Source organism: Bradyrhizobium sp. LeoB3 (assembly GCF_055456055.1).
In genome coordinates this window covers 1-20,050 of the sequence record NZ_JBVBEF010000085.1, presented here as the reverse complement: position 1 = coordinate 20,050, position 20,050 = coordinate 1, and the positions used below count along the sequence as shown (strand labels likewise).

At 60.8% G+C, this 20,050-nt stretch carries 20 protein-coding genes and 1 pseudogene; 1 reads left to right on the top strand and 20 read right to left on the bottom strand.

The features are described from left to right. Position 1: 1 nt before the first annotated feature. On the bottom strand, positions 2-613 hold the full coding sequence (locus ACZXDY_RS35150) for an acyl-homoserine-lactone synthase (protein ID WP_464348685.1): 612 nt from the start codon (positions 611-613) through the stop codon (positions 2-4). Between the two features lie 12 nt (positions 614-625). Between ACZXDY_RS35150 and ACZXDY_RS35145 the strand changes: the two genes are divergently transcribed. Next, on the top strand, positions 626-814 hold the full coding sequence (locus ACZXDY_RS35145; protein WP_051397184.1) for a hypothetical protein: 189 nt from the start codon (positions 626-628) through the stop codon (positions 812-814). 51 nt (positions 815-865) lie between these two features. Here the strand turns inward: ACZXDY_RS35145 and ACZXDY_RS35140 are convergent, their stop codons facing one another. The 19 genes and pseudogenes from ACZXDY_RS35140 to ACZXDY_RS35050 form a co-directional block, all read right to left on the bottom strand. Beyond that, the gene (locus ACZXDY_RS35140) at positions 866-1,594 is read right to left on the bottom strand and encodes an autoinducer binding domain-containing protein (RefSeq protein WP_463331805.1); all 729 of its coding nucleotides are present in this window, start codon (positions 1,592-1,594) and stop codon (positions 866-868) included. Between the two features lie 118 nt (positions 1,595-1,712). After that, the gene (locus tag ACZXDY_RS35135) at positions 1,713-2,564 is read right to left on the bottom strand and encodes an energy transducer TonB (protein WP_130229738.1); all 852 of its coding nucleotides are present in this window, start codon (positions 2,562-2,564) and stop codon (positions 1,713-1,715) included. Then, positions 2,561-3,037 (bottom strand): TonB system transport protein ExbD, encoded by a 477-nt coding sequence (exbD, locus tag ACZXDY_RS35130; protein WP_028168183.1) that lies wholly within the window; start codon positions 3,035-3,037, stop codon positions 2,561-2,563. The genes ACZXDY_RS35135 and exbD overlap by 4 nt, the downstream gene beginning before the upstream one ends. Positions 3,038-3,042: 5 nt before the next feature. After that, the gene (gene exbB, locus ACZXDY_RS35125) at positions 3,043-3,993 is read right to left on the bottom strand and encodes a tonB-system energizer ExbB (RefSeq protein WP_463331806.1); all 951 of its coding nucleotides are present in this window, start codon (positions 3,991-3,993) and stop codon (positions 3,043-3,045) included. Positions 3,994-4,426: 433 nt separating this feature from the next. Then, complete coding sequence (locus ACZXDY_RS35120) at positions 4,427-5,737, bottom strand: HlyD family type I secretion periplasmic adaptor subunit (protein ID WP_463331807.1); 1,311 nt, start codon at positions 5,735-5,737, stop codon at positions 4,427-4,429. Then, positions 5,730-7,541 carry a type I secretion system permease/ATPase gene (locus ACZXDY_RS35115; RefSeq protein WP_463331808.1) on the bottom strand — a complete coding sequence of 604 codons (1,812 nt, stop codon included), beginning with the start codon at positions 7,539-7,541 and terminating at the stop codon, positions 5,730-5,732. The genes ACZXDY_RS35120 and ACZXDY_RS35115 overlap by 8 nt, the downstream gene beginning before the upstream one ends. Before the next feature lie 23 nt (positions 7,542-7,564). After that, positions 7,565-8,368 (bottom strand): hypothetical protein, encoded by an 804-nt coding sequence (locus tag ACZXDY_RS35110; protein WP_051397185.1) that lies wholly within the window; start codon positions 8,366-8,368, stop codon positions 7,565-7,567. 182 nt (positions 8,369-8,550) lie between these two features. Continuing rightward, positions 8,551-11,937: a TonB-dependent receptor domain-containing protein gene (locus tag ACZXDY_RS35105; protein ID WP_464348682.1), complete on the bottom strand. Its 3,387-nt coding sequence runs from the start codon at positions 11,935-11,937 to the stop codon at positions 8,551-8,553. Positions 11,938-12,221: 284 nt separating this feature from the next. Further along, positions 12,222-13,076, bottom strand: a complete 855-nt coding sequence (locus tag ACZXDY_RS35100) for a FecR family protein (protein WP_464348684.1) — start codon at positions 13,074-13,076, stop codon at positions 12,222-12,224. A 24-nt stretch (positions 13,077-13,100) separates the two neighbouring features. Then, positions 13,101-13,247, bottom strand: a pseudogene (locus tag ACZXDY_RS35095) (DUF4880 domain-containing protein); the annotation flags it as partial. Between the two features lie 105 nt (positions 13,248-13,352). Then, a complete protein-coding gene (locus tag ACZXDY_RS35090; RefSeq protein ID WP_464348681.1) occupies positions 13,353-13,877 on the bottom strand; it encodes an RNA polymerase sigma factor in 525 nt (174 codons plus the stop codon). 815 nt (positions 13,878-14,692) lie between these two features. After that, a complete protein-coding gene (locus tag ACZXDY_RS35085) occupies positions 14,693-14,878 on the bottom strand; it encodes a hypothetical protein (RefSeq protein WP_463719654.1) in 186 nt (61 codons plus the stop codon). A 46-nt stretch (positions 14,879-14,924) separates the two neighbouring features. Further along, positions 14,925-15,782, bottom strand: coding sequence for a DUF1259 domain-containing protein (locus tag ACZXDY_RS35080; RefSeq protein WP_464348683.1), 858 nt, complete (start codon positions 15,780-15,782; stop codon positions 14,925-14,927). Positions 15,783-15,931: 149 nt separating this feature from the next. Beyond that, the gene (locus tag ACZXDY_RS35075) at positions 15,932-16,522 is read right to left on the bottom strand and encodes a superoxide dismutase (protein ID WP_463718956.1); all 591 of its coding nucleotides are present in this window, start codon (positions 16,520-16,522) and stop codon (positions 15,932-15,934) included. Positions 16,523-17,086: 564 nt separating this feature from the next. Beyond that, complete coding sequence (locus ACZXDY_RS35070) at positions 17,087-17,464, bottom strand: hypothetical protein (RefSeq protein ID WP_464348680.1); 378 nt, start codon at positions 17,462-17,464, stop codon at positions 17,087-17,089. Next, entirely contained in the window at positions 17,461-18,084 is a 624-nt protein-coding gene (locus tag ACZXDY_RS35065) for a c-type cytochrome (RefSeq protein ID WP_463718969.1), read from the bottom strand. The genes ACZXDY_RS35070 and ACZXDY_RS35065 overlap by 4 nt, the downstream gene beginning before the upstream one ends. A 34-nt stretch (positions 18,085-18,118) precedes the next feature. Beyond that, the gene (locus tag ACZXDY_RS35060; protein WP_464348679.1) at positions 18,119-18,400 is read right to left on the bottom strand and encodes a hypothetical protein; all 282 of its coding nucleotides are present in this window, start codon (positions 18,398-18,400) and stop codon (positions 18,119-18,121) included. A gap of 322 nt (positions 18,401-18,722) precedes the next feature. Continuing rightward, positions 18,723-19,490, bottom strand: a complete 768-nt coding sequence (locus ACZXDY_RS35055) for a sulfite exporter TauE/SafE family protein (protein WP_464348678.1) — start codon at positions 19,488-19,490, stop codon at positions 18,723-18,725. Between the two features lie 160 nt (positions 19,491-19,650). Beyond that, positions 19,651-20,050 (bottom strand): LysR substrate-binding domain-containing protein (locus tag ACZXDY_RS35050; RefSeq protein ID WP_464348677.1); only part of this gene is annotated, 400 nt, incomplete at its 5' end.

Here is a 20,050-nt window from a genome sequence, read left to right as displayed (position 1 = left end):
TTCATCCTGTTTGAGCCGTGAACTCGAGACTGACCAGGCCGGCCGTCGCCCCTGCACCGGGAAGCACAACAACGGCACCGTCAAGACCGGCGTGATGGTACATCGCCTCAAGCACTCGATCGGAATCGTGCAGCAGTCCGGCCAGCGCGGTGGTTTGACCAAGTACCTGCGGCGGAGCCAATCTTTCAAGCGGCCACCCGGCGCGCCTGAGGATGCGCTCCATCCTGGTGTCAGTGACGGTTACGATTGACCGAGCGCCCCTTGCTCGCATGGTCTCCAACATCGCAGCGAACAGGACGAAGGTCGCTCGATTGACACCCGCATGGCCGATCTGAGGCGCACGCTCGGTGTCGACGCAGAATCTCGAGCTCTCCAGGACGTGCTCGCTTCGTGGTGCGTCCTTGCAACCGAGCAAGACCGCAAAGGTATCCGACAGCATGTTCGGGCCGGTGGTGGGCAGAAGCCGCACACAGCCCAAGACCGTCCCCTGCTCCGAGATAGCCAGAAGATACGTCGGATCCAGGGTGTCATATATGTCGATTTCAAAATCTCCCGACACGGAGACGGTCCAGCCAAGACGATCCTTGAAGACGCGGCGGCGCAGCCGAAACATCTCGGCAAGCAAATGGAGATGCTGTCCGGCCTGACGATGATCGAGAACAATGACGCGCATGGCGAGCTCCCTTTAAGCGAGAGCGCAGCAGAGCAGAACGCGCGCCGTCGAGCGCCTGTGCTATTTGACAGGTCACCTGCCAAGGTCAGGAAGCTTGAGCAACCGTTAGCAAGCAAGCAGAAGCGTTTCCAGACGAAGTGAATACGCTTTTTTTGAGCTGAGCCGTATCCGGAAAGGTCGGCGCCCGCGGCGCTAGGACAGAAGGCCGCGACGGAGCGCCAGCGCGACACAATGCGCAATCGATACCGCGCCGAGCTTGCGCCGGGCGTTCTCCACGTGAAACGCGATGGTGCGAGGCGTAACGCCAACCAGGACTGCGGTCTCGGCCAACGTCTTGCCGCGCGCGGCCCATGACAGACACTGCCGCTCCCGCTGGCTGAGAATGGCCTCACCGCTGCCGGCGTCGTCTGTTGCGACTGGCGGCTTGGAAACATGGGTGTGGAAGTAGAGGCCGATCAGTTGCAGGATGTCGCCTGAGCTAGCGAGCAACCGGTCGAGCTGCAAGTTAGGATCGTCGGTTGCCAAGGTGAATGCGGCGGTTCGCCCGAAACCGCTTCTGATCGGGATGGTGATGCCGGACTTGATGCCGAAGGTCGCGGCCTCGACGAAGAACCGTCGCTGCTCGTTGCTGCGCAGGCGGATTGGTCCCTGCGTGGTCCAGCCGAACAGGCTGTGTTCATGGCGGGCGCGGTGAATGACCGGATCAAGGCGCTGATAGTTCAGACGGAAGTAACGGTCGGTCCAGGATCTCGGATAAGAGGAGATCAACTTCGGCGCGTTCTCGGTCATGCTCAAATACGCAAACCATCGAAAGCCGAGGCCGTGCGCCGACCGTGCTGCCAACCGTTCGAATTCGCGATCATCCCTCGCCGTTTGCAGGGAGTCGATAAACTCTTGAAACAGGTGTTCGGGCCGGCTCATGTTTGAATCCACCGTCCAGAACGGTGTTCCTTGCTTTCACGCCCTCCTTTCGCCAGGGCGGGGTTCGAGCGAAAATCAGGACAGTAGCTTTGTCGATCCTCTGGCGCCTTGAAGCGCGCTAATTGACGTTGAAGTTCACCGGCACGGTGATCGTCCGGCTGACGCCCGGCGGTGGCGCCGGAACGGGCGAGGCCCGGTGCACCAGCGCCACCACCTCCTGATCGAGTTCTGCGAATCCGGACGATCGCACCAGGCTTGCCGACAGCACCTTGCCGGCGCCGTCGATCGTGAAGCGCACATAGGCGATCCCGCGCGCGCCGCGCTCTCTTGCGTCCGACGGATAGCGCTTGCGGCGCTCAAGATGAGCCATCAGCAGCGACTGCCAATTGGCGGGCGACATTGACGACAGTCCCGAGGCGGTCTGCGCGGCGGCAATGCGGTCCGATTGCCGAGCCTCCACGTGCGCCTGCCAGGCGACCTTCGATTCGGCAGCGGCTTGCTGCTTGCGAAGAGGCGGCTTGTTCTCCTTCGGTTTTTGCTTCTTGGTTTCCTGCTTCGGCTTCGGCTTCGGCTGCTCCGTCGGAAGCTGGACCTCCGCTTTATCCAGCACGACGGTCTTCTCCTTGATCTCCTGGTGTTCGGCCGGCTGGACCGGCCTGGTGGCCGGTTCGGCCGTCTGCTCAGGCGGCCGTTCTTCGCCTCTCTGCTCCTTCCGCCGCACGCTTTCTTCTGCCAATTTCTGGTCCGGCGTGATCTCGTTCCGCGCAGCCTGGATTGCTTCCGGCGCGGCCGCGAGCTCGATCATGATCGCGGCCGGCGGTGAATTGTCTGCAGCCACGACCACCTTCCCGCGCAGCAGCCAGGCCACGGCTCCGGCATGGACGCCGACCGTAACGAGGCCCGCAGCCAGCCACAGCAGGGCTTCGCTCACCTTGGCCCGGCGCGTGATCGAGCCATTGAAGTCGTTCATGGCGCAGCCACCGCAGGTGATGGGCGGGCCTCATCGGGTTCGCTCTTGCTTGCTGACGCCGCTTCGAGGCCGACCAGCGCGACCTTCAGATAGCTCGCCTCGCGCAGCAGGTTCATCACCTCCATGAGATGTTGATAGTCGACGGTCCTGCCAGCGCGCAGGAAGACGCGCGCATCCTTGTTGCCTCCAGTGAACGATTCGATCGCCGCTTGCAGTCTCTCCCGTGGCACCGGGTCGTTGCCGAGATTGAGCGTGAGGTCCTGCTTCAACGTCAGGTAAACCGGCTTGTCGGGAGGCGGCGCCGGCGGCGCGGTCGAGGCCGGCAGATCGACATGAACATCGACGGTCGCGAGCGGCGCCGCGACCATGAAGATGATCAAGAGCACCAGCATCACGTCGATGAACGGCGTGACGTTGATCTCATGGTTGTCCTCGAGATCGTCCTTGAAGCGATCGCGGATGCCGCCGGCCATAACGCCTACTCCGCGGCCACGGCGGAGGTCGAAGGCTGGCGGGGGCCGGGCATCCTGCGCAAGTCCAGATCGAGGCTGACGAGCCGTTCGACCTCGGCGGCCGCATCGGCGAGACCCTGCCGATAGCCGGTGACCGCGCGCGCGAACACATTATAGATGACCACCGCCGGAACAGCGGCGACGAGACCGACGGCGGTCGTGAGCAGCGCCTCGGCGATGCCGGGCGCCACCACCGCGAGATTGGTGGTCTGCGTCTGCGAGATGCCGATGAAGGCGTTCATGATCCCCCATACCGTGCCGAACAGGCCGACGAAGGGCGCGGTTGCACCAATGGTGGCGACCAGCCCGGTGCCGCGGGTCAGCCGGCGGCCAGCCTGGGCCTCGATGCGGGCGAGACGCGACGCGACGCGCTCCTTCACGCCGGCGTCCCCGGCGTGAAGGAGGATCCGGGACGACCGACGCAGTTCCTCGCCGGCGGACCGCACCATGAACACGGTGGGCCCACCCCGGTTTGCAAGAACGCGATCAGCGTCTGCAAGGCTCTCCGATGACGCAATGACCTGAGTTGTCCGCGTCGCTCTAGCGCGGGCACAGACAACCTCGACAGTCTTGGCGAGAGCCACAGTCCAGGTCGCGAGCGAGGCGAAGGCAAGGCCGATCATCACCGCCTTCACCACCCAGTCGGCCGCCATGAACATGCCCCAGGGCGACAAATCATGCGGCAGGCCGGCCCGGCGCTCCGAATCCGGGCCACGTGATGCCACGGAACGGTCGCTTGGCGTGGTCTCGGCGGGAGACGGCTTGACCGTCTTCATCGACTCTGCCGACGGCGCAGCAATGCTAGTGTCGGGCGGCGCGGCCGGCTGTTGGGCGATCCCGCAGGACATTGCCATGGTCAACACGACGAGCAGCAGCAACGGCGTGATCGTCCATTCTCGCCTCGGCAATCGTATCATGCCACGTCCTTCCAATCGTCCATCAATCGATGCCCGTAACGCGGGTCGTTGGCCCATTCGCATCCTCGCCGCCATCGCGCTTTTGGTTGTGCGCCATCGACCCGCTCACGAGGCGATGCGCGCCACCGGTCGGCTCCGCACTGAAACGATCCGTCCCCGTTGGCTGGCAATCCGCCCATTCTCGTCAGGACGAAAGCTCCGGAGGATGCGTCTGTCGAACAGCGCAACGATGGCCCGCATGGTCCGACGACATTGTCCTTCGGATAGAAATGCGAAGACCGTGCAAGTGTTCACGAACATCAAGAACAAGGCGCTGAACACCAGTTCAGAAAGTGTTGTCGTCATGACTCACCCCAGCGCTTCGTTGCGGCTTTTAGGCGTTTGGCGCGGCGCGTTGCAGGAGGCTTTTCGATTTCGATCGTGGCCATCCTTGCTATTCTTCCCTGAAGGCACGGTTGATCTGATCCGAAAGCGGTTTCACAAGATAGGAAAGCGCGGTGCGTTCGCCGGTCTGGATGAAGGCCTCGGCGGGCATTCCCGGAACGAGCTTCCGTTCGCCAATACGAGCGAACTGTTCCGGCGGAACGGCGATCCTGATGACATAGAAGGATGTGCCCGTACGTTGGTCCTGCGTGAGGTCCGCAGCGACACGGCTCACTGTCCCGTCGAGCTCCGGCGTCGTGCGCAGGTTGAAGGCGGTCAGGCGCAGGACTACATCCTGCCCGAGATGGACGTCGTGGATGTCCTTTGGCGAGATATGCGCCTCCAGCGTCAGGCGGTCTTCGTCGGGAACGATCTCCATCACTGTTTCGCGTGGAGCGATGACCCCGCCGACAGTGTGAACCGACAGGTTGTGCACCCAGCCATCCTGGGGCGAGATCATGTCGATGCGCCGCAACTGATCCTCAGCGGCAATCCTGCGTTCGGAAAATTCACCAATCTGCGCCTGCGTATCGCGCAGGTCGCCGGTGACCTCGGTCTTCAAGTCTTGATCGACCTGCAAACTCTGCAATCTTGCTTCGGCGATACTGCCCGCCGCCTGCGCCTGCCCCGCGACGACCTGGCCGCGATAAGCGTCGAGTGTCGCCTTGTCACGTTCCAGTTCATTAAGCCGCTGGACGGACGTGACGCCTTTTGCCAGCAGGTCGCGCAGATCCACCAACTCCCGCTCGCGAACTCGTATTCCATGCTCAAATGCTTCCTGCTGGTCTTTCAGACCGGAAATTTGGTGCTCGTATTCCTTGATACGCTCCCCAAGCTGGGCCTTCTTGCTAATCCGCGTGTCGTGCCGTGACCGAAACAGATTCTGTTCGCTCTGCATCGCGCGCGCCACTTCGCGGTCGTTCGCATGCTCCGTGAGAAGGGGCGGAAACGTGATCGTGTCCTTGTCGTCGCGCTCGGCCTCAAGCCGAGCCTCGCGGGCGGCCAGTTCGTTGAGGCGCTTGCTGACGATGGCTAGGTTTGCACGAACCTGGGTGGCGTCGAGGCGGATCAGCACATCGCCTGCTTTGACCAGCTGACTCTCGCGAACCAACAATTCGCCGACCACACCACCGGTCGGATGTTGGACCATTTTCACATAGGAGTCGACGACGAAGGTGCCGTCGGCGACTACGGCGCCAGCCAATTCTGTCGCCGCCGACCATCCGCCGATGCAAGCGGTGAATGCAAGCACAGCGAAAACGCCGAAAATGAGGTGGTGCCGGATGGAGCGGACCACGGCGACAGCATCAGCGTTAGACATCGCCTTCCTCTGTTGGGACCGGAGACGTGTCGTCGGGCGCCGCTACGACTCGAAGCGGTCCGAGCGAATGTGTCCCCCTCTGATCAGCGGGTGAGCTTTTCAACCCAGGCTGGACAGAAGTCGGCCTCATCATCCGCGGCAGGATCTCATCGCGCGGGCCGAAAGCTCTTGCGCGACCGTTTTCCATCATCAGAATAAGATCGACAATGCCGAGCACACTCGGCCGGTGTGCGACGACGATTGCTATTCCTTTGCGCGCACGCACGGCGGCGATCGCCTGAATGACAGTGCCCTCTCCTTCGGTGTCGAGATTGGAATTTGGCTCATCGAGAACGACGAGGAACGGATCGCCATAAAGCGCCCGTGCGAGACCAATGCGTTGACGCTGTCCCGCAGAAAGGGCCGATCCCCCCTCGCCGATTGGCGTGTCATATCCGTTGTCGAAACGAAGAATGAGGTCATGGACGCCAGCCGCCTTCGCCGCCTTCACGACATGGTCGGGATCCGCAGAGGGATCGAGACGCGCGATGTTCTCGGCGATTGTCCCGTCGAACAGCTCGACATCCTGCGGCAGGTAGCCGATGTGGCGGCCAAGACTTTCGTTGTCCCATTGCTCGAGCGAGGCGCCGTCAAGGCGCACCGTGCCATGGGCGGGATGCCAGACCCCGACGAGAACGCGGGTCAGGGTCGATTTGCCACTGCCGCTGGGACCGATGATACCGAGCGCGCTGCCGGCGTGAATACCGAAATTGACCTCGACGACCGTTGGTTTTCTATGGCCCGGCGCCACGATGCCGACCCTCTCAGCGGTGAGATTCGCCTTCGGCTTCGGCAGCGGGGTCATGTTTGCTTGAGGCGCGACGAACGACAAGAGATCCCGCAGGCGCGCCCAACTCTGCCGAGCGATCAAAAGGGACCGCCACGTGGCGACCGCGAGATCGACAGGCGCGAGGGCGCGCCCCAAGATGACGGAACTGGCGACCATGACGCCGCCCGTGGCACTTTGTTGAGTGACGAGATACCCACCGACGCCAAGAACCGCCGATTGCAACATGATCCGAAACACGCGCGCGGTGCCGCCGAGCGCGTTGCCAACGTCTCCCGCCCTTCTGTTCGCGGCCAGATACTTCCTGTTGACCGCGATCCATCGGTCTGCACTTCGTTCACCGAGCCCTAATGCACGGATTACCTCCGCATTGCGGCGCGACCCGTCCAGGATCGCGTTGCGTTCCATGCCGTATTTGATTGTCTCCCGGACCGGAGCCGACGACAACTTGTGGGTGAGGATGGTCAGGGCCGTCAGAATGGCGGCCCCCGCCAGCGCGGTGAGGCCGATCCATACGTGGAGGCCGAAGCAGATGGCTAGATAGAGCGGCGCCCATGGCAGATCGAAAAAGGCGGCCGGCCCCTGGCCGGACAGAAAGCTGCGAATGTTGTCGAGGTCGCGCAGGGCCTGGAGACCATCACCCGGCGCGCGTGTCTGCAAAGCAAGCCGCACAACTGCCTCATGGACACGGCGGGAAAGCTCATGATCGAAAAATTCACCGGCGCGCAGCAGCACGCGCGACCGAATGATTTCGAGAAGCAATTGAAAACCATAGGCGATCATCGCCAGCACGGAGAACCCCAGCAGGGTTGGAATGCTGCGGCTTGCCAGCACGCGGTCGTAAACCTGGAGCATGAAAAGCGGTGCGGTCAGGCCGAGGATGTTGATGACCCCGCTGACCAGCGCCAGCGCGACGGCGCCTTGTTTGAAACGGGAAACCGCCGCCGCAGCCAACGGCTGCGGCGGTGTCCGCTTCATTGTTCGTGGCGCTCGTGGTGCCATCAGACGAAGGCGAAGTCGGACGCGGACAGGCTCGAGACGCCGTCGACCGTGACCGTGCTGTGCAGGCTCGCGTTGGTCGGATCGGTGTAGGTGATGGTGTTACCTGCGACGTTCACATGGCTGTCGCTGATGAACTGGCTGTAGTCGGACCAGCCATAGTTCTTGAAATCGATGAGATCGTTGCCCTGAACGAAGTCAGTGATCGTGTCGTTTCCGAAACCGTGGCTGGAATCGTAGAGGCTATGATCCCACTTGAACGTGTCGAAGTCCGAGCTTCCACCGTTTCCGGAGAGCGCGTCGTTTCCATAGAAGCTGTACAGGTAGTCGTCGCCGGAGGTGCCGTTCTGGGTGGTGCCCGTCTCGCCGAGATAATCGACTAGCCCGGCAAAGGGCTGACCGAACTCGGTTTGGCCATAAACACTGCCGCCATGGGAGAGCACGTAGATTGCCTGATTGAAGGTCGTATCCGGGCTCGTGCCGCCGGAGCCGCCGAGTTCGATCGAAAGTTCGGGCGTGGTCAATCCGAAACCAGAACTGCTGCTGCCAGTAAGACCGTGGCCAAAGTCGAGTTCGGTGATGGTGCCGCTGAATCCGCCGGGAGGCGAGTAGGTGAATCCCGAGCCATGCAGGATCACTCCCGAGTCGCCCGAAACCCCGCTATTGCCCGCCGCCCATTCCGAGTAGGGTGAGGAGGTCGGATAGAAAGCACCGTTGTCATTGTAGTTGAAGTCGTTTTCCCAGGCACCGGTAAGATATCCCAAAAGATCGCTGCTGGCCGATGTAAGGTTGATGGTGGAAGTCATCTTTACCTCTTCTCTTGCTCAAACGTTCGTCTTGCTGACGAACCTCGGACCCCACGTCGAGAGGTGGGGAAACTTGGACTCTAGCGATGCAGTCGCCGTCCGGGCCGGCGCGGAATAGGCATCCGCCTCGGACTTGTCGTAACGCGCGTCGATCTCGCGGTGAAAGTGCCGCCCCCCTTGAATTAGAAGCGATAGTTCACGCCGATCTTGATCGCATGAAAATCAAGATCGTTTTCCGCCCTGCGACCGTTCGTCGTCTGGGACGAGCCAGGAACTGTGACTGTCTGGGTGCGATAGAGGCGACATCCGCCGCCGCGGGACGGAGGAAAGTAAACAGCGCAGATTTGGGTCTGTACCGCGTACGGCAGCGTCACGCCGGCGGTCGCATTCGGGAAGAGAAACTCCCTATCTCCGAAATGATCGTAAGAATACTCTCCTCTAAGAGACCAGTTATTGGTCAGCGCATATTCGAATCCCCCGCCGAACGTCCATCCGCTACGTGTCACTGAGGCCTCTTCGCGAAAGTTGAGTTGAGTGCTAGGCACGCTTCCACTGACGGCCCGATACTGACTGCGAACTTCGCTTTCGTTCAGGAACGTCAGACCGCCCATCGCATAAACAAGCACGCGATCGAAAGCGTAGCCGACGCGGGCGCGCAGCGACGCCGTCCAGTCGAACTGGTAGTCGGTCTTGGCCTGCAGGAAGCTGCCTGTCGTGAGCTTGGGGGCTTCCGTTGCAATGGCGTCCTGCGTCTTCCGGAACTTGGTCCAGGAATAATCTCCCTCGATACCGATCACCACGCGGTTCGAGAACTGATAATTGAACCCGCCCTGCAAGCCTCTCGTCAGATCGCGGAAGCTCAAGTCAGCCGACTCCGTCGCCGGGATAGCTCCGGGCGTTCCATCGCGGGCCGTCGTGACTCCCTTGGTGCGGGCCAGGCCGTAACCGAGGTGGCCGCCGAGATAAAGACCGGTCCAGTCGCTCCCCGGAGCGCCGTCCGAGGCATTTCCGAGTCTCGCGTTAGGAAGATGACGAACGAGAGGCGTCGTTTCGTTCAGCGTCGTCGTATAGCTGATCCGGGCGGTTCGGCCGGGCGATGGGACGGCGATCGAGGTGAGCGCGCCGAAATAATATTGGTCCGTTAGATTCTCGATGCTGAAATTGATCGTCGAGTCGTCATCGATCTTGTAGATGCCGAACAGGTCATACACCTGATATGAGGGCCAAGTGAATGTATCGCCGCTGGTTGGCGGCCAGACGCTGCCCGAGCGTGCCGATGAGAACTGGACCCGTCCGCCCAACGTCAGCTTCTGATCGAACAACCGGATGCCGGCCGTCACGCTGCCGGCATAATTCGGCGGGACATAATTCGCAGCGTAATCGTTTTTCAGTGCGCCCGTCGGGCTCGCCAAATCAAACTGTGACGTCGGCGGTGCGCAGCTTCCTGCTGTCTCGCAATATTCAATCTTGGTGTATTTGGTGAAGGCGCCCTCGAGGAAAAACGCGCCCGAGTCATAGTTTCCGGACATTTCGAAGCCGCGGAAGTTGGCGCCGTTGATATTGTACCATACGTATTTATGGTCCGCAGCCGACCCGGTTGATCCGCTGCCGGTCTGGTAGCGGACGATATAGTCATCATAGTGATTGTCGAAATAGGCGAGCTTGACGCGAAGCTTGTCGCCGGATTGGAGAACGTTGTTACGCAGGATATTCAGGCCGGCTTCGTAATCCTTGGCGATCTCGGGCTGCAAATCCGGATTATTCCAGAGCAGTCCCTGATAATGCCAGTGCGTTTCACGGAGGCTCGGAGGGCGGTAGCCTTCCTTGTACTGGCCGTAGAACTGGATTCCCTCCATGGGCGATATAACGACAGCGGCATTGGGACTAACACGCCCGCCTGACCGATCAGGAAACTTGGTGAGGTATCCTTCGCCGCTGGAATTGTAATGGTCATAGCGCAGCCCTGCGGAGAGCGTCAGCCGGTCGATCGGCCTGAGGCTTGCGTTGCTGAATGTCCCCGTCATCAGTCGCACGCCCGAAGGGCCGTAGGCTTCCCAGCCCTCCGACCCCGACACCGAACTCGGAAACTGCTCGGCCGTAGCGCGCTCACGCGTGAATTCAACGCCGTTGTCCCAGGTGAGCTGACCGAGCGGCGTGGTGAACACGGAGGTGTTGCCGACATCTCCGCCGAGCGTAGTGTCGCCGTAGGGACCAGGAAGCACGCCATGGCGTTGCGACGCAAGATCGGTCAGCCAGAGGTTGGCCCGCATTTTCACATACGGACTGTCCGACGGCTCATACTTATATTTGGCCGTGTAAGTATCGACACGGGTCTCGGACAGCGGGAATTGTCCGTAGGGTAAAATTCCCGACACTATCGCAGCCTGATAGCTCAGCTCATCAATCTCACCGTAATGGGAGTTGTAGGAGAGATAGTCGAGTTCAAGCGACTGGCCGTCGCCCCACTTCACCTTTCCTTTTGCAAGAAACGAATCCGTGTTTTCGGAGGTGTTGAAGACCTCCTGGCCAGGCTTTACGAGCGAATTGGCATTTGCGGTCGTCGTAACCGCGTTTGCAGGACGGAATGTGATTCCATCAGGGACTTTTGTTCCGGCGAAGTAGTTACCTTGCACGTGCTTGGAATAGGCGACAATGAATTCGTAGTTCTCCTTGATCGCGGCGACGGCCGCACTGCCCGAATATGTGTCGCCGTTGAAAAAGGATGGCCGGCCATTGGCTGCCGTGTTGACAGCATTGTTCGACAGGAAACTTGGCGACTGCTCCGCTACCCCGTTGGTGACGAGGCTGCCTTTGACGCGCGTACCAAATGTCTGGCCGTCCTTGACGATGTCGCCTGCTTCGAGGGTGCGGAAATTGACGTTGCCACCGATGCTCCCAACACCCACTCCGCTGCCCGGTCCCTTGGAAATGTCGACACCGCCGATCAGATCGGGATCGACATAGGTCTCGTCGCGGTTTCCGATATAGCCCCGATAGGAGCTCGTGTTCTGGCGCGCACCGTCAATCGTCGTGCCCACGCGGCCCATGCCTTGCAGGCCCCGGATATTGGGATTGATCGACGTGCCGACATGATTGCCCGCCGAGATTACGCCGGGCGTATCGATGAACACGTCGCCGGCCGACGCCGGCGGCAGGCGATCGAGTTGCTCGCGCGAGACGTGCGAAACCGATCCGGGGGTCTCATAGGGCGTATCGCCGTTCGTCGTAGAACGATTGGCGGTCACATTGATGGGATCGAGAACAAGAGAACCGTCGGCCGCCGGCCGGCCGGCAGCGTCTGATGCGTCGGCTGAGGGTCGCCCGCCAACGACGGCCGTTCCTTGCGAGGTGATGCGGTAGCTCACGCCGGTTCCGCGCAGAAGCCGCTCGAGCGCCTGCTGCGGCGTGAAGCTACCGACAACGGAGTTGGATCGCACACCCTGCGACGCTTCGGAGGGAAATGCGACCTGAAGTCCGGACTGGCGGCCGAACTGGCTGAGCGCGTTCGTCAGCGGCTGAGCCGGAATGTTGAACTGACGCGCCGGAGCGGTCGTATCTTGCGTTTGCACGATCTGAGCGAAAGCAAGGTGCGCGTATAATACCGGCCCGGCAGACAGCGCGCAGACGCCAGCACTCCGGAGCAATCGGATAGTCGCGCGCTTCGACCTACTTTGTGTTACCGATCCAATTCTATTTGTTACGCCCCCAGTATGCACCAACTCGCTCGTCTTCACTTGTCATTGCGCAGCCACTCCGTAGGCATGCACTTCCGACCGCAAAGACGTACAGCTGCCGCAAGATTCTCACGGTAGCGCTCGTTTTGGAGGAATTATAAGATTTGCGAGCGAAGCAATTACAGACGCGACACGATCCGCACGAACGGGCTCAGGGCCCGGACTTTGCCGCCGAAGGGCTCGACGAGCCCAGCGAGCGCGCGGTCAGGATCGCGCAGATCGAACAGCCCGCTCACCTTGCGGCCCGCAAGGCTTCTGTCGGGAAGCAAAATCGAGGCCGAGAAATAGCGCTGGATCAATTCGATGGCCGATTCCACGGTGACGTTGGACAGAATGACCTTTCCTTCACGCCAGGTTCCGATTTCCTCAAGGGATACCGGCTCGATGCTTACATTACCTGTCATGTGATCGACGACGAACATTTGGCCAGGCTTGAGAACGGCAGATGGTTCGTCCTTCGCGGCGGGCGTGGCTTCGATGGAGCCGCGCAGCAGCGCAACTTTCGTGCTTGTCGATGAGGCCTGGATATTGAAGGCGGTGCCATGCACCTTGATTTCGACGCCCCGCGCATCGACGAGGAACGGCCGCCTGGTATCGGGTGCGACGTCGAAGAAGACCTCTCCTGCCAGCAGCGTAACGCGGCGCTCTGTCGTTCCGATATCGGCCTTGATCGCACTGCCTCCGCCGAGCTCGACGACGGAGCCATCGGCCATCCGAATATGTTCGGTGTGGCCGGCGGCGGTACGATAGTCGGCGTGGATGGCAATGAGGATTGCTGGAGCTGCAATCCACAGCACGCATGCCGCGACAACCGCGGCGACAACAATCTCGCTTGGTCGACGATATGATCTGCGCACCGTCCCGGAGCGTGGAGAAAAGCCGGGTGCGGAGGTGTGCGCCACGTGCAATTTCAAGCGCGGATCGACGTCTTCCCAAACCTTCTGATCGTAGGCGGGTTTGACCGCGCCGAGCACGGTCCATGTCTTGTTGGCGCGCTCCCACGCGCGCCGGTTCTGCTCGCAAGCCGCAAGCCAGGCTTTGAATTCATCGAATACTGCGGAGCCCTGGGACGCGTCTTCCAATCGTAGAATCCAGCCTGTCGCCTCCTCGAGCAGCTGATGCTCCGTATCGTGTTTCGCAGCCAACGTTCCAATGTTCCCTGTCGCGGTGCTGTGTCGCCGTCTACCAATGAACAAGACAAAGCCGTCAACCCGAACGAAGTCGCTGGCTTCACATGTTTCTTTACAAGACTATTCGCGGCCGTCCGAGTCCTGTTCGAGCCGAATCGTGACCGTTGCTACGGCCGCTTGGATGAGACGGTAGACCGTCGGAACAGAGACTCCGAGGTGGGCAGCCACCCCTTCGACCGAGTATCCGCCGAACCTGTGCATTTCCAGCGCAATGCGCTGTTTCTCCGGCAGCCCGGCGATGATGTCCATGGCTCGGCGCTCGCTCTCATAATAAAGAACGGTTTCCTCAGGCGTGGGGGCGGCCTGTGAGCTGGCCCAGACCGGCGCATTGTGGGCGCTTCGCAGATTTTCCAGCCGCTTCCGCCGCAGCACGTCAACGGCCAGATTGTGCACGATACGGAACAGGTATGATCGTGGACGGGCGCTCGGCGTTCTCCCGTCACCTGTCGGGATGAATTTGATGAATGCTTCCTGGACCAGGTCCTCGGCGCCCTCGCGAGAGCCGAGCAGGTACGAGGCGTAGTCGATGAGAACGGCGCGATAGGACAGATACAGAGCGAAGCGTGGATCAAGCCCTTCCTTCATCAGAGCCTTCTCCCCCGATCACGCACAATCCTGCCGCGTCCCGGTCCCGGCCTTGCCTCCATTCGCCCTTGGGCCATGACACTGGTCGGGCCCTGCCGGCCAACGCGTTGTATGACTCTTGACCCGGTCATGCCGCCCCTTCGGCCCGCTAACCTCTTGATTGATCAGGGCGCCCACTGCACGCGAAACAGTTAGAAACTCAGAAATTCGTTCGCAACGACAATAATCTATAATGCCTCTAGCTAGGGTTGAACTTGTCCGCCGCAGGCCGGTGGCTGTGTTCCATTCAGAGCTACGGAAAACGGCCGGAAGAGACTGCGCACGCCATGATCAATGGCCGCTGCGTACCGATCGACGGGGATACATGGACGACGATGGTCTTGTCCGCGTCGTATCAGGGGTATGATCGTCTCCAGTTTCGAGAGCATCACTTCAACCGGGGTCGAGAACATGACCGCGCCGCACTGGAGGCGGCGCAGTGCGCAGCCATCAGCAGCCGAGCGAACCCGGTTCTTGCTACGTCTAACGTTGAAAGACCTAGATTTTTGATCCTGTTCTAAACGATTGTGCCCGTTCGTTTCTGGCGTAGCCGGGCTTATTCTACGGTTGGCCCCCGAGGCTGGATTGATTTGACCGCCGATCTTTCAGTTGGTTGCGGGGACACGCAACACCCGATTCTTGCGATTGATCGAAGCGGCAATCCCACGATTGGCCGCTTAAATTGGCCGTTGCCCTGCCGTTCCAGAGCGTCACCAAGGTCAGCAATCCGACGGCTGCACATGCGACGCGCATTCCGGCACGAGGATTGCCTATGTTTACGGCTTCGATTTGCATGACTTCAGGCACATCTGGTACTCGGTCTTGCAGGCATGGCCCGCGTAGTTCTTCATGCACGCCTTGTGCTGCTCGGCGCATACCTTGCAGGACGATTGCGCCTCGGCCGCGCGATCGGCGACCAGAAGGCCTGCCAGCACTGACAACGCAACGACAACTCGCTTCATTCGCGGTCCCCCCTCTCGACTCGTGTGTGTGTTGCCTCCTCCTCGCCTAACTCTTGGTGCTCGCGGTCTTGTCGAGTGCCGCACGCAGCCCTTTGGCCAGCTTGATCGCATCGTCATTGGCCCAGAAGTGCATGAAGAACAGGCGCGGCTGCTCGTCGAGCATGTGGCTGTGGATCGCTGTTACATCGATGTCGTTCGCTTTCAGCGCCTTGATCACAGGATTGACTTCGTCGCCGGTCAGCACGAAATCGCCGATGATGGCTGCCTTGCCGCCCCCCGTCGGCTGGAAGTTGATGGACTGTGCCACACCCATCGGGCCGACCGGTGCGAGTTGCATCCCAGCTTCGCTAACCGGATCGCGCCGCGGAACGGCGAAGGCGTAGACACCGCCATTGTTCTGTCCCTTGGCGCCGATGATCTGATCGAGCTGTGCGGTATCGAGGTCGATGGCGGGCGGCGCGGCCGCTGCCGAAGACGCCAGCGGCGTTTTGCTCACTGCCAGCGCGTCGCGGATGGCAGCAGCCAGCTTCACGGGATCGCCGTGACCGCCGACATGCATGTAGAGAGTCGCAGGGCTTGCCCGGAGCAGGTGATTGTGAACGGCGGTGATCTCGATCCCGCCTGCGATGAGCTTCGCCATGACCGGATTGATCTCGGTTTCCAGCAGCACGAGGTCGCCCATCACCATGGCTTCACCGTGAATCGGCATGAACGCAACCCAGCCACCGAGCGCAAGCGTCGGCTTGATGGTCACGCCAACCAAAGTGACGGTCAGATCGCTGCGCGGGAATCCATAACGATGCACCTCGCCGGAGACGGCCGGCTTCCGGCCGAGTATCTCATCGACCTTTTGCCACTCGATTGCCTGGGCACGCGCACTGGAGATGAACGGCTCGGTGAAGATGTACCAGTCGGTGGTCTGCGCATTCGCAACTGACGCGGATGACAGCGCCAGAATTGAAGCGGCCAAAAGATATCTGAGACGAATGGTGAACCTCCATGGTTGGATAGAAGGGCCTCCGCCTGCAACGTGTCTGGAAGGAGCGAACAGCGTCATTTTGAGAGGCCCTCGTAAGACCGTTCGACGGCAGACCAATTGATGGCCGATATGAACGCGCCGACATAGTCGGCAGCCTTGGCGCCGTAGTCGATGTGATAGGAATGCTCGTACATATCGAGCGCCAGGATCGGCGTGCTCCCGGCAAGCGTATGGCAGTGATCGGATGCCCATTGATTGAGGAGCTTCCGGTCACGCGGCGACCACGTCAGCAGCACCCAGCCGGAGCCGCCACCGAGCGCCTTGCCCATGGCGACGAATTCGGCACGCCAGCGTTCGTATGAACCGAAATCGCGCGTGAGCGCATCCTTCAGGCTTGTTCCGGGCTCGCTTTCATCACCAAGGCCATCGAAGAACACTTCATGCAGGATCATCGAATTGCTCGCGATGAGTTGCTCACGCTTCAATCCGTTGAGCAGGAACCCCGGCGCGGTCGCGTAGTCGAGTTCGGCAAGCTTCTCATCGATCAGGTTCAGCCGCTTTACCGCGCCGCCGTAGTTGTTCTCGTAATGGCTGATGATCATTCGCTCCGACATGCCGCGCACGCGGCTCGGATCGCAGGAAAGGGGTTTCATGGTGTAGGTCATGGCAGCCTCCTGACGCATGCACCGGCAACTAACCGGGCGCTGGGAACGCCGGCGGCCAAAGGCACAGTCAGATCAGAAAGCTTGCGGGACGGGACCCGAATAACGGCAGACATGATGCGCCCTTGGTGAAAACCGGACGCGATTCTTGGGCATGTCGCCTCGTGGGGAGATCGCTTTCCCCATGCGTGCAAATAAGGCTGAGAGCGCGAACTTGTCAATGCGGAACGAGCCCAGTCTCCGCAGCGTGATGGACGGAGCGCTTGGAACGACAGCGAAGCTGACCCTCTCCCATTCCGATCCCCGGTAGCCTAGCAAGGGCGCCGACTTCAATCGGCTGCTGTGATGCTGTAGTCGCTGAGGTACATGTGGCGGTCAGGCCCCTTTGACCAAAGGCCGATGCGCCCTGACACTGGCTGCGCCAACGTGTCCTCAAGGTAGAACTTGCCGTCGAGCCAGCCCTCGACCTTGGTGCCGTTAATGCATTGATCACGCTGACCGCGCGGCGACTTCCGTTGTCGCCGCGCGTCGCGCGAGGCTTATCGACTGATCGAAGCGCGGCGCCGCTCAGTCATCATCATCGTCATCGATTACGCGCAATCGCCCGTTTTGCGCGTCTACGACGATCTTGCTGATTTGGCCCTGCTTCGAACCGACAGCTTCGAAGTATCGCCCGTCGCGGACAATTTGCACGTTCGACCAGCCATCGGACTGCAGCTTCTGACGCATCTGGTCTTCGGTCACCGGCTGATCACCCCCAATGAACGCGGGACCTTGCCTCGGTTCCGCCGCTACCATTGCAATACCGGCGATGCCCGCCAACATCAGGCCGGCGGCCGCCCAGATAAATTTCCGAGTCATTGCGCTTCTCCTTTTCGTCGAGACGAATGCCCCCCAAATCGAACACATCTTCTCGCGCGAAGTGAAATACGTGGCCCTCGTCATAGCCGCGCAAGGTAGTGCGCCAGCGCCGCGATATCCTGGTCGCTCAGTGGGTAGGCAACCTCGGCCATCGCGGCGACGCCGCCGCCAGATCGAACGCCGGCCTTGTAGTCGTGGAGGGCCTTCAAAAGGTAATCCTCGCGTTGCCCGGCGATACGGGCAACGGCTTTGCTGCCGGCATAGTTATCGCCGTGACAGGAGGCGCAACGTCCGACTGCCGCCGCCTTTTTGCCGGCGTCTGTCAAGTCAGGATGGTCGTCCGGCTCGTTTGCCGTCGTCGAATCGGGAGCCTTGAGCGAAGCGAAATATGCGCTGAGGTCGCGAACATCTTCGTTGCTGAGTTGTTCAGCAATCGGACCCATGACCTCATTCTTGCGCGCGCCGCTGCGAAAGAAAACCAGTTGCCATTGCAGGAACTGATCGGGCTGCGACGCCAAGGATGGCGTGTTCTCCGTGGTGGAGACGCCCTTGTCGCCGTGACATGCCGTACAGACCTCTGCCTTGTTCTTCCCAGCATCTGCTTCCGCGGCAACGCTATACGTCGACGCGCCGATCGGCACTGCCAGAAGGAGTGACAGCGATAGGCGTCTCCAATTTCTGCCGAACGCGCGCCTGCGACGCATCCGGCAAGGCATGCTTGTAATACGCGCCACCGCCTTATTCCTTCCTGAGCCCGACGATGGTCTTCTCCCCATCGATGGTCTCGACAGTGAGTTCGACATCGTCGCCGTAGCGAACGGAATCAAAGAGTAGGCCGTCCTGTACCTTGAGGTCCGCCGTCGCACCGGGTGTCAGGCGCACGGTGATCCGATCGTGGCGTTGGTCCACCTCCGCGACGACTCCTCGCAACGTCTCCTGCGGCCTTGCCCGCGTCGCCAGCGCGGGAGCGAGATCGTCGATCTGAGTGGTGAGGACCTGCTGGGTTGCGTCACGATCCAAACTGATCGCCGGTGAATCAAGAGGGCGCGACGCGACATGCGCAGGGGCAAGTATCACGGCTGAGATCGCGAGAGCCCGGAGGCTGACTCGGCTTGTCCCGAGCAGGCGCCCTATCCAGACGCGTGACGGGTTTGCGCGAAAATCGTTTGCGCGAAAATCGGGATCACGGACGATAAGTCGAATCCGAGAGGAGAACCTGATGGCAGACATGCGGCGTCCTTGGTGAAGTTCGGACGCGATTCTTGGGCATGTCGCCTCGTGGGGAGATCGCTTTCCCCAGACTTCTCGGTAAACCGATCGCAGCTACGCTGTCAATCGCTTCTCAGATGACAAGCATGGCTCCGGAGATCAGCAACAAACCGAGGATGATCTTTCGGAACACTGCTTCGTCAATATACTCAAACAGCTTCAAGCCCAGCCATGTTCCTGCCATCACACACGGCAAGCCCATCACGAGCAGTTTAACGGTCTCGGCCGTGACGGTTCCCTTCGCGCCGAGCCAGAGCGCGCTCATGAGAAAGACGGCAACCGCGACCGGCTGGAAGATCGTTCGCTGAACCTCCTTCGGCCAACCTCGCAGATTGCACCAGATCGTCACAAGGATGCCCGCGAGACCAGTGAGCCCTCCGAGCACGCCATTGAGGAACCCGACCACGGCATCGGCAGCATTTCCTCCTCCGGAGATTGGCCCAAGCTTTGGACGAATTAATCCGTAAACGCTGTAGGCGATAAGGAAAACGCCGACTGCAGTTCGGATGGTTCGGGGATTGGACCAGGTCAATAGCGCGACACCGGTTGGAACGCCGAAGGCAGCGCCGAGTACGAAGGGCAAGAGCTTGCGCCAATCGAGCGTGCCGCGGAGTTTCCAGACCGAATAGCCCTGCACAAGCAGGCCAAACCCAATAATGAGGGTCGCAGTCTGCAAAGGCGTTAGGATGTAAAGCCACAACGAAGCCGCGACCAGGCCAAAGGCAAAGCCCGAGAGGCCCGCAACGAAGGCGCCAGCGAAGGTGGCAATCAGGAAAAGTGGCAGCTCCAATGTCAACCCATCCATGCGCTCGCTCCATACCACAGCGAGCAGCGCTTGCATGGGGTCACCATTTTACGGGGAGGCTGCGACGTCCCCGTTAGGAGAATAGAGCAGGACGGCCCCAAGGGGCAACGCCTCTATGCGGCGATTCCTGGTCGCGACGGTGATCAGGGAAGGGATAGCCGTTGCCAGATCTTCCATCGCGTCTCGCGAAGGCAGATCAGTCTCCGCTCTCCTTGAGCGGATTCAGCGACCAGCCAAGCTTGTTGAGCTTACGCAGATCCCTGGAAGCCTCTGCCAAGAGCCAATCGCGGAATGTCACGATCTTCGGCTGGGCTGCCGTCGCCTTCGGACAAATGATCCAGTAGGTCTTCGACAGTCGCAACGCCTCTGGAAACGGCCGCACCAGCCGTCCGTTGATCAGGTCCCACGCCGCCAATGTCGTACGGGCAAGCGCGACACCCTGCCCGTTGATCGCCGCGTCGATCACCATGCTGGCCCGATTAAGCACTGGGCCGTGGATGATATTCGTGTCGTTGACGGCCGCCGCCTGCAGCCACCTGGACCAATCGGTTCGGCTGTCCATATGGATCAGCGGATAGTTGAGGATATCGGCCGGC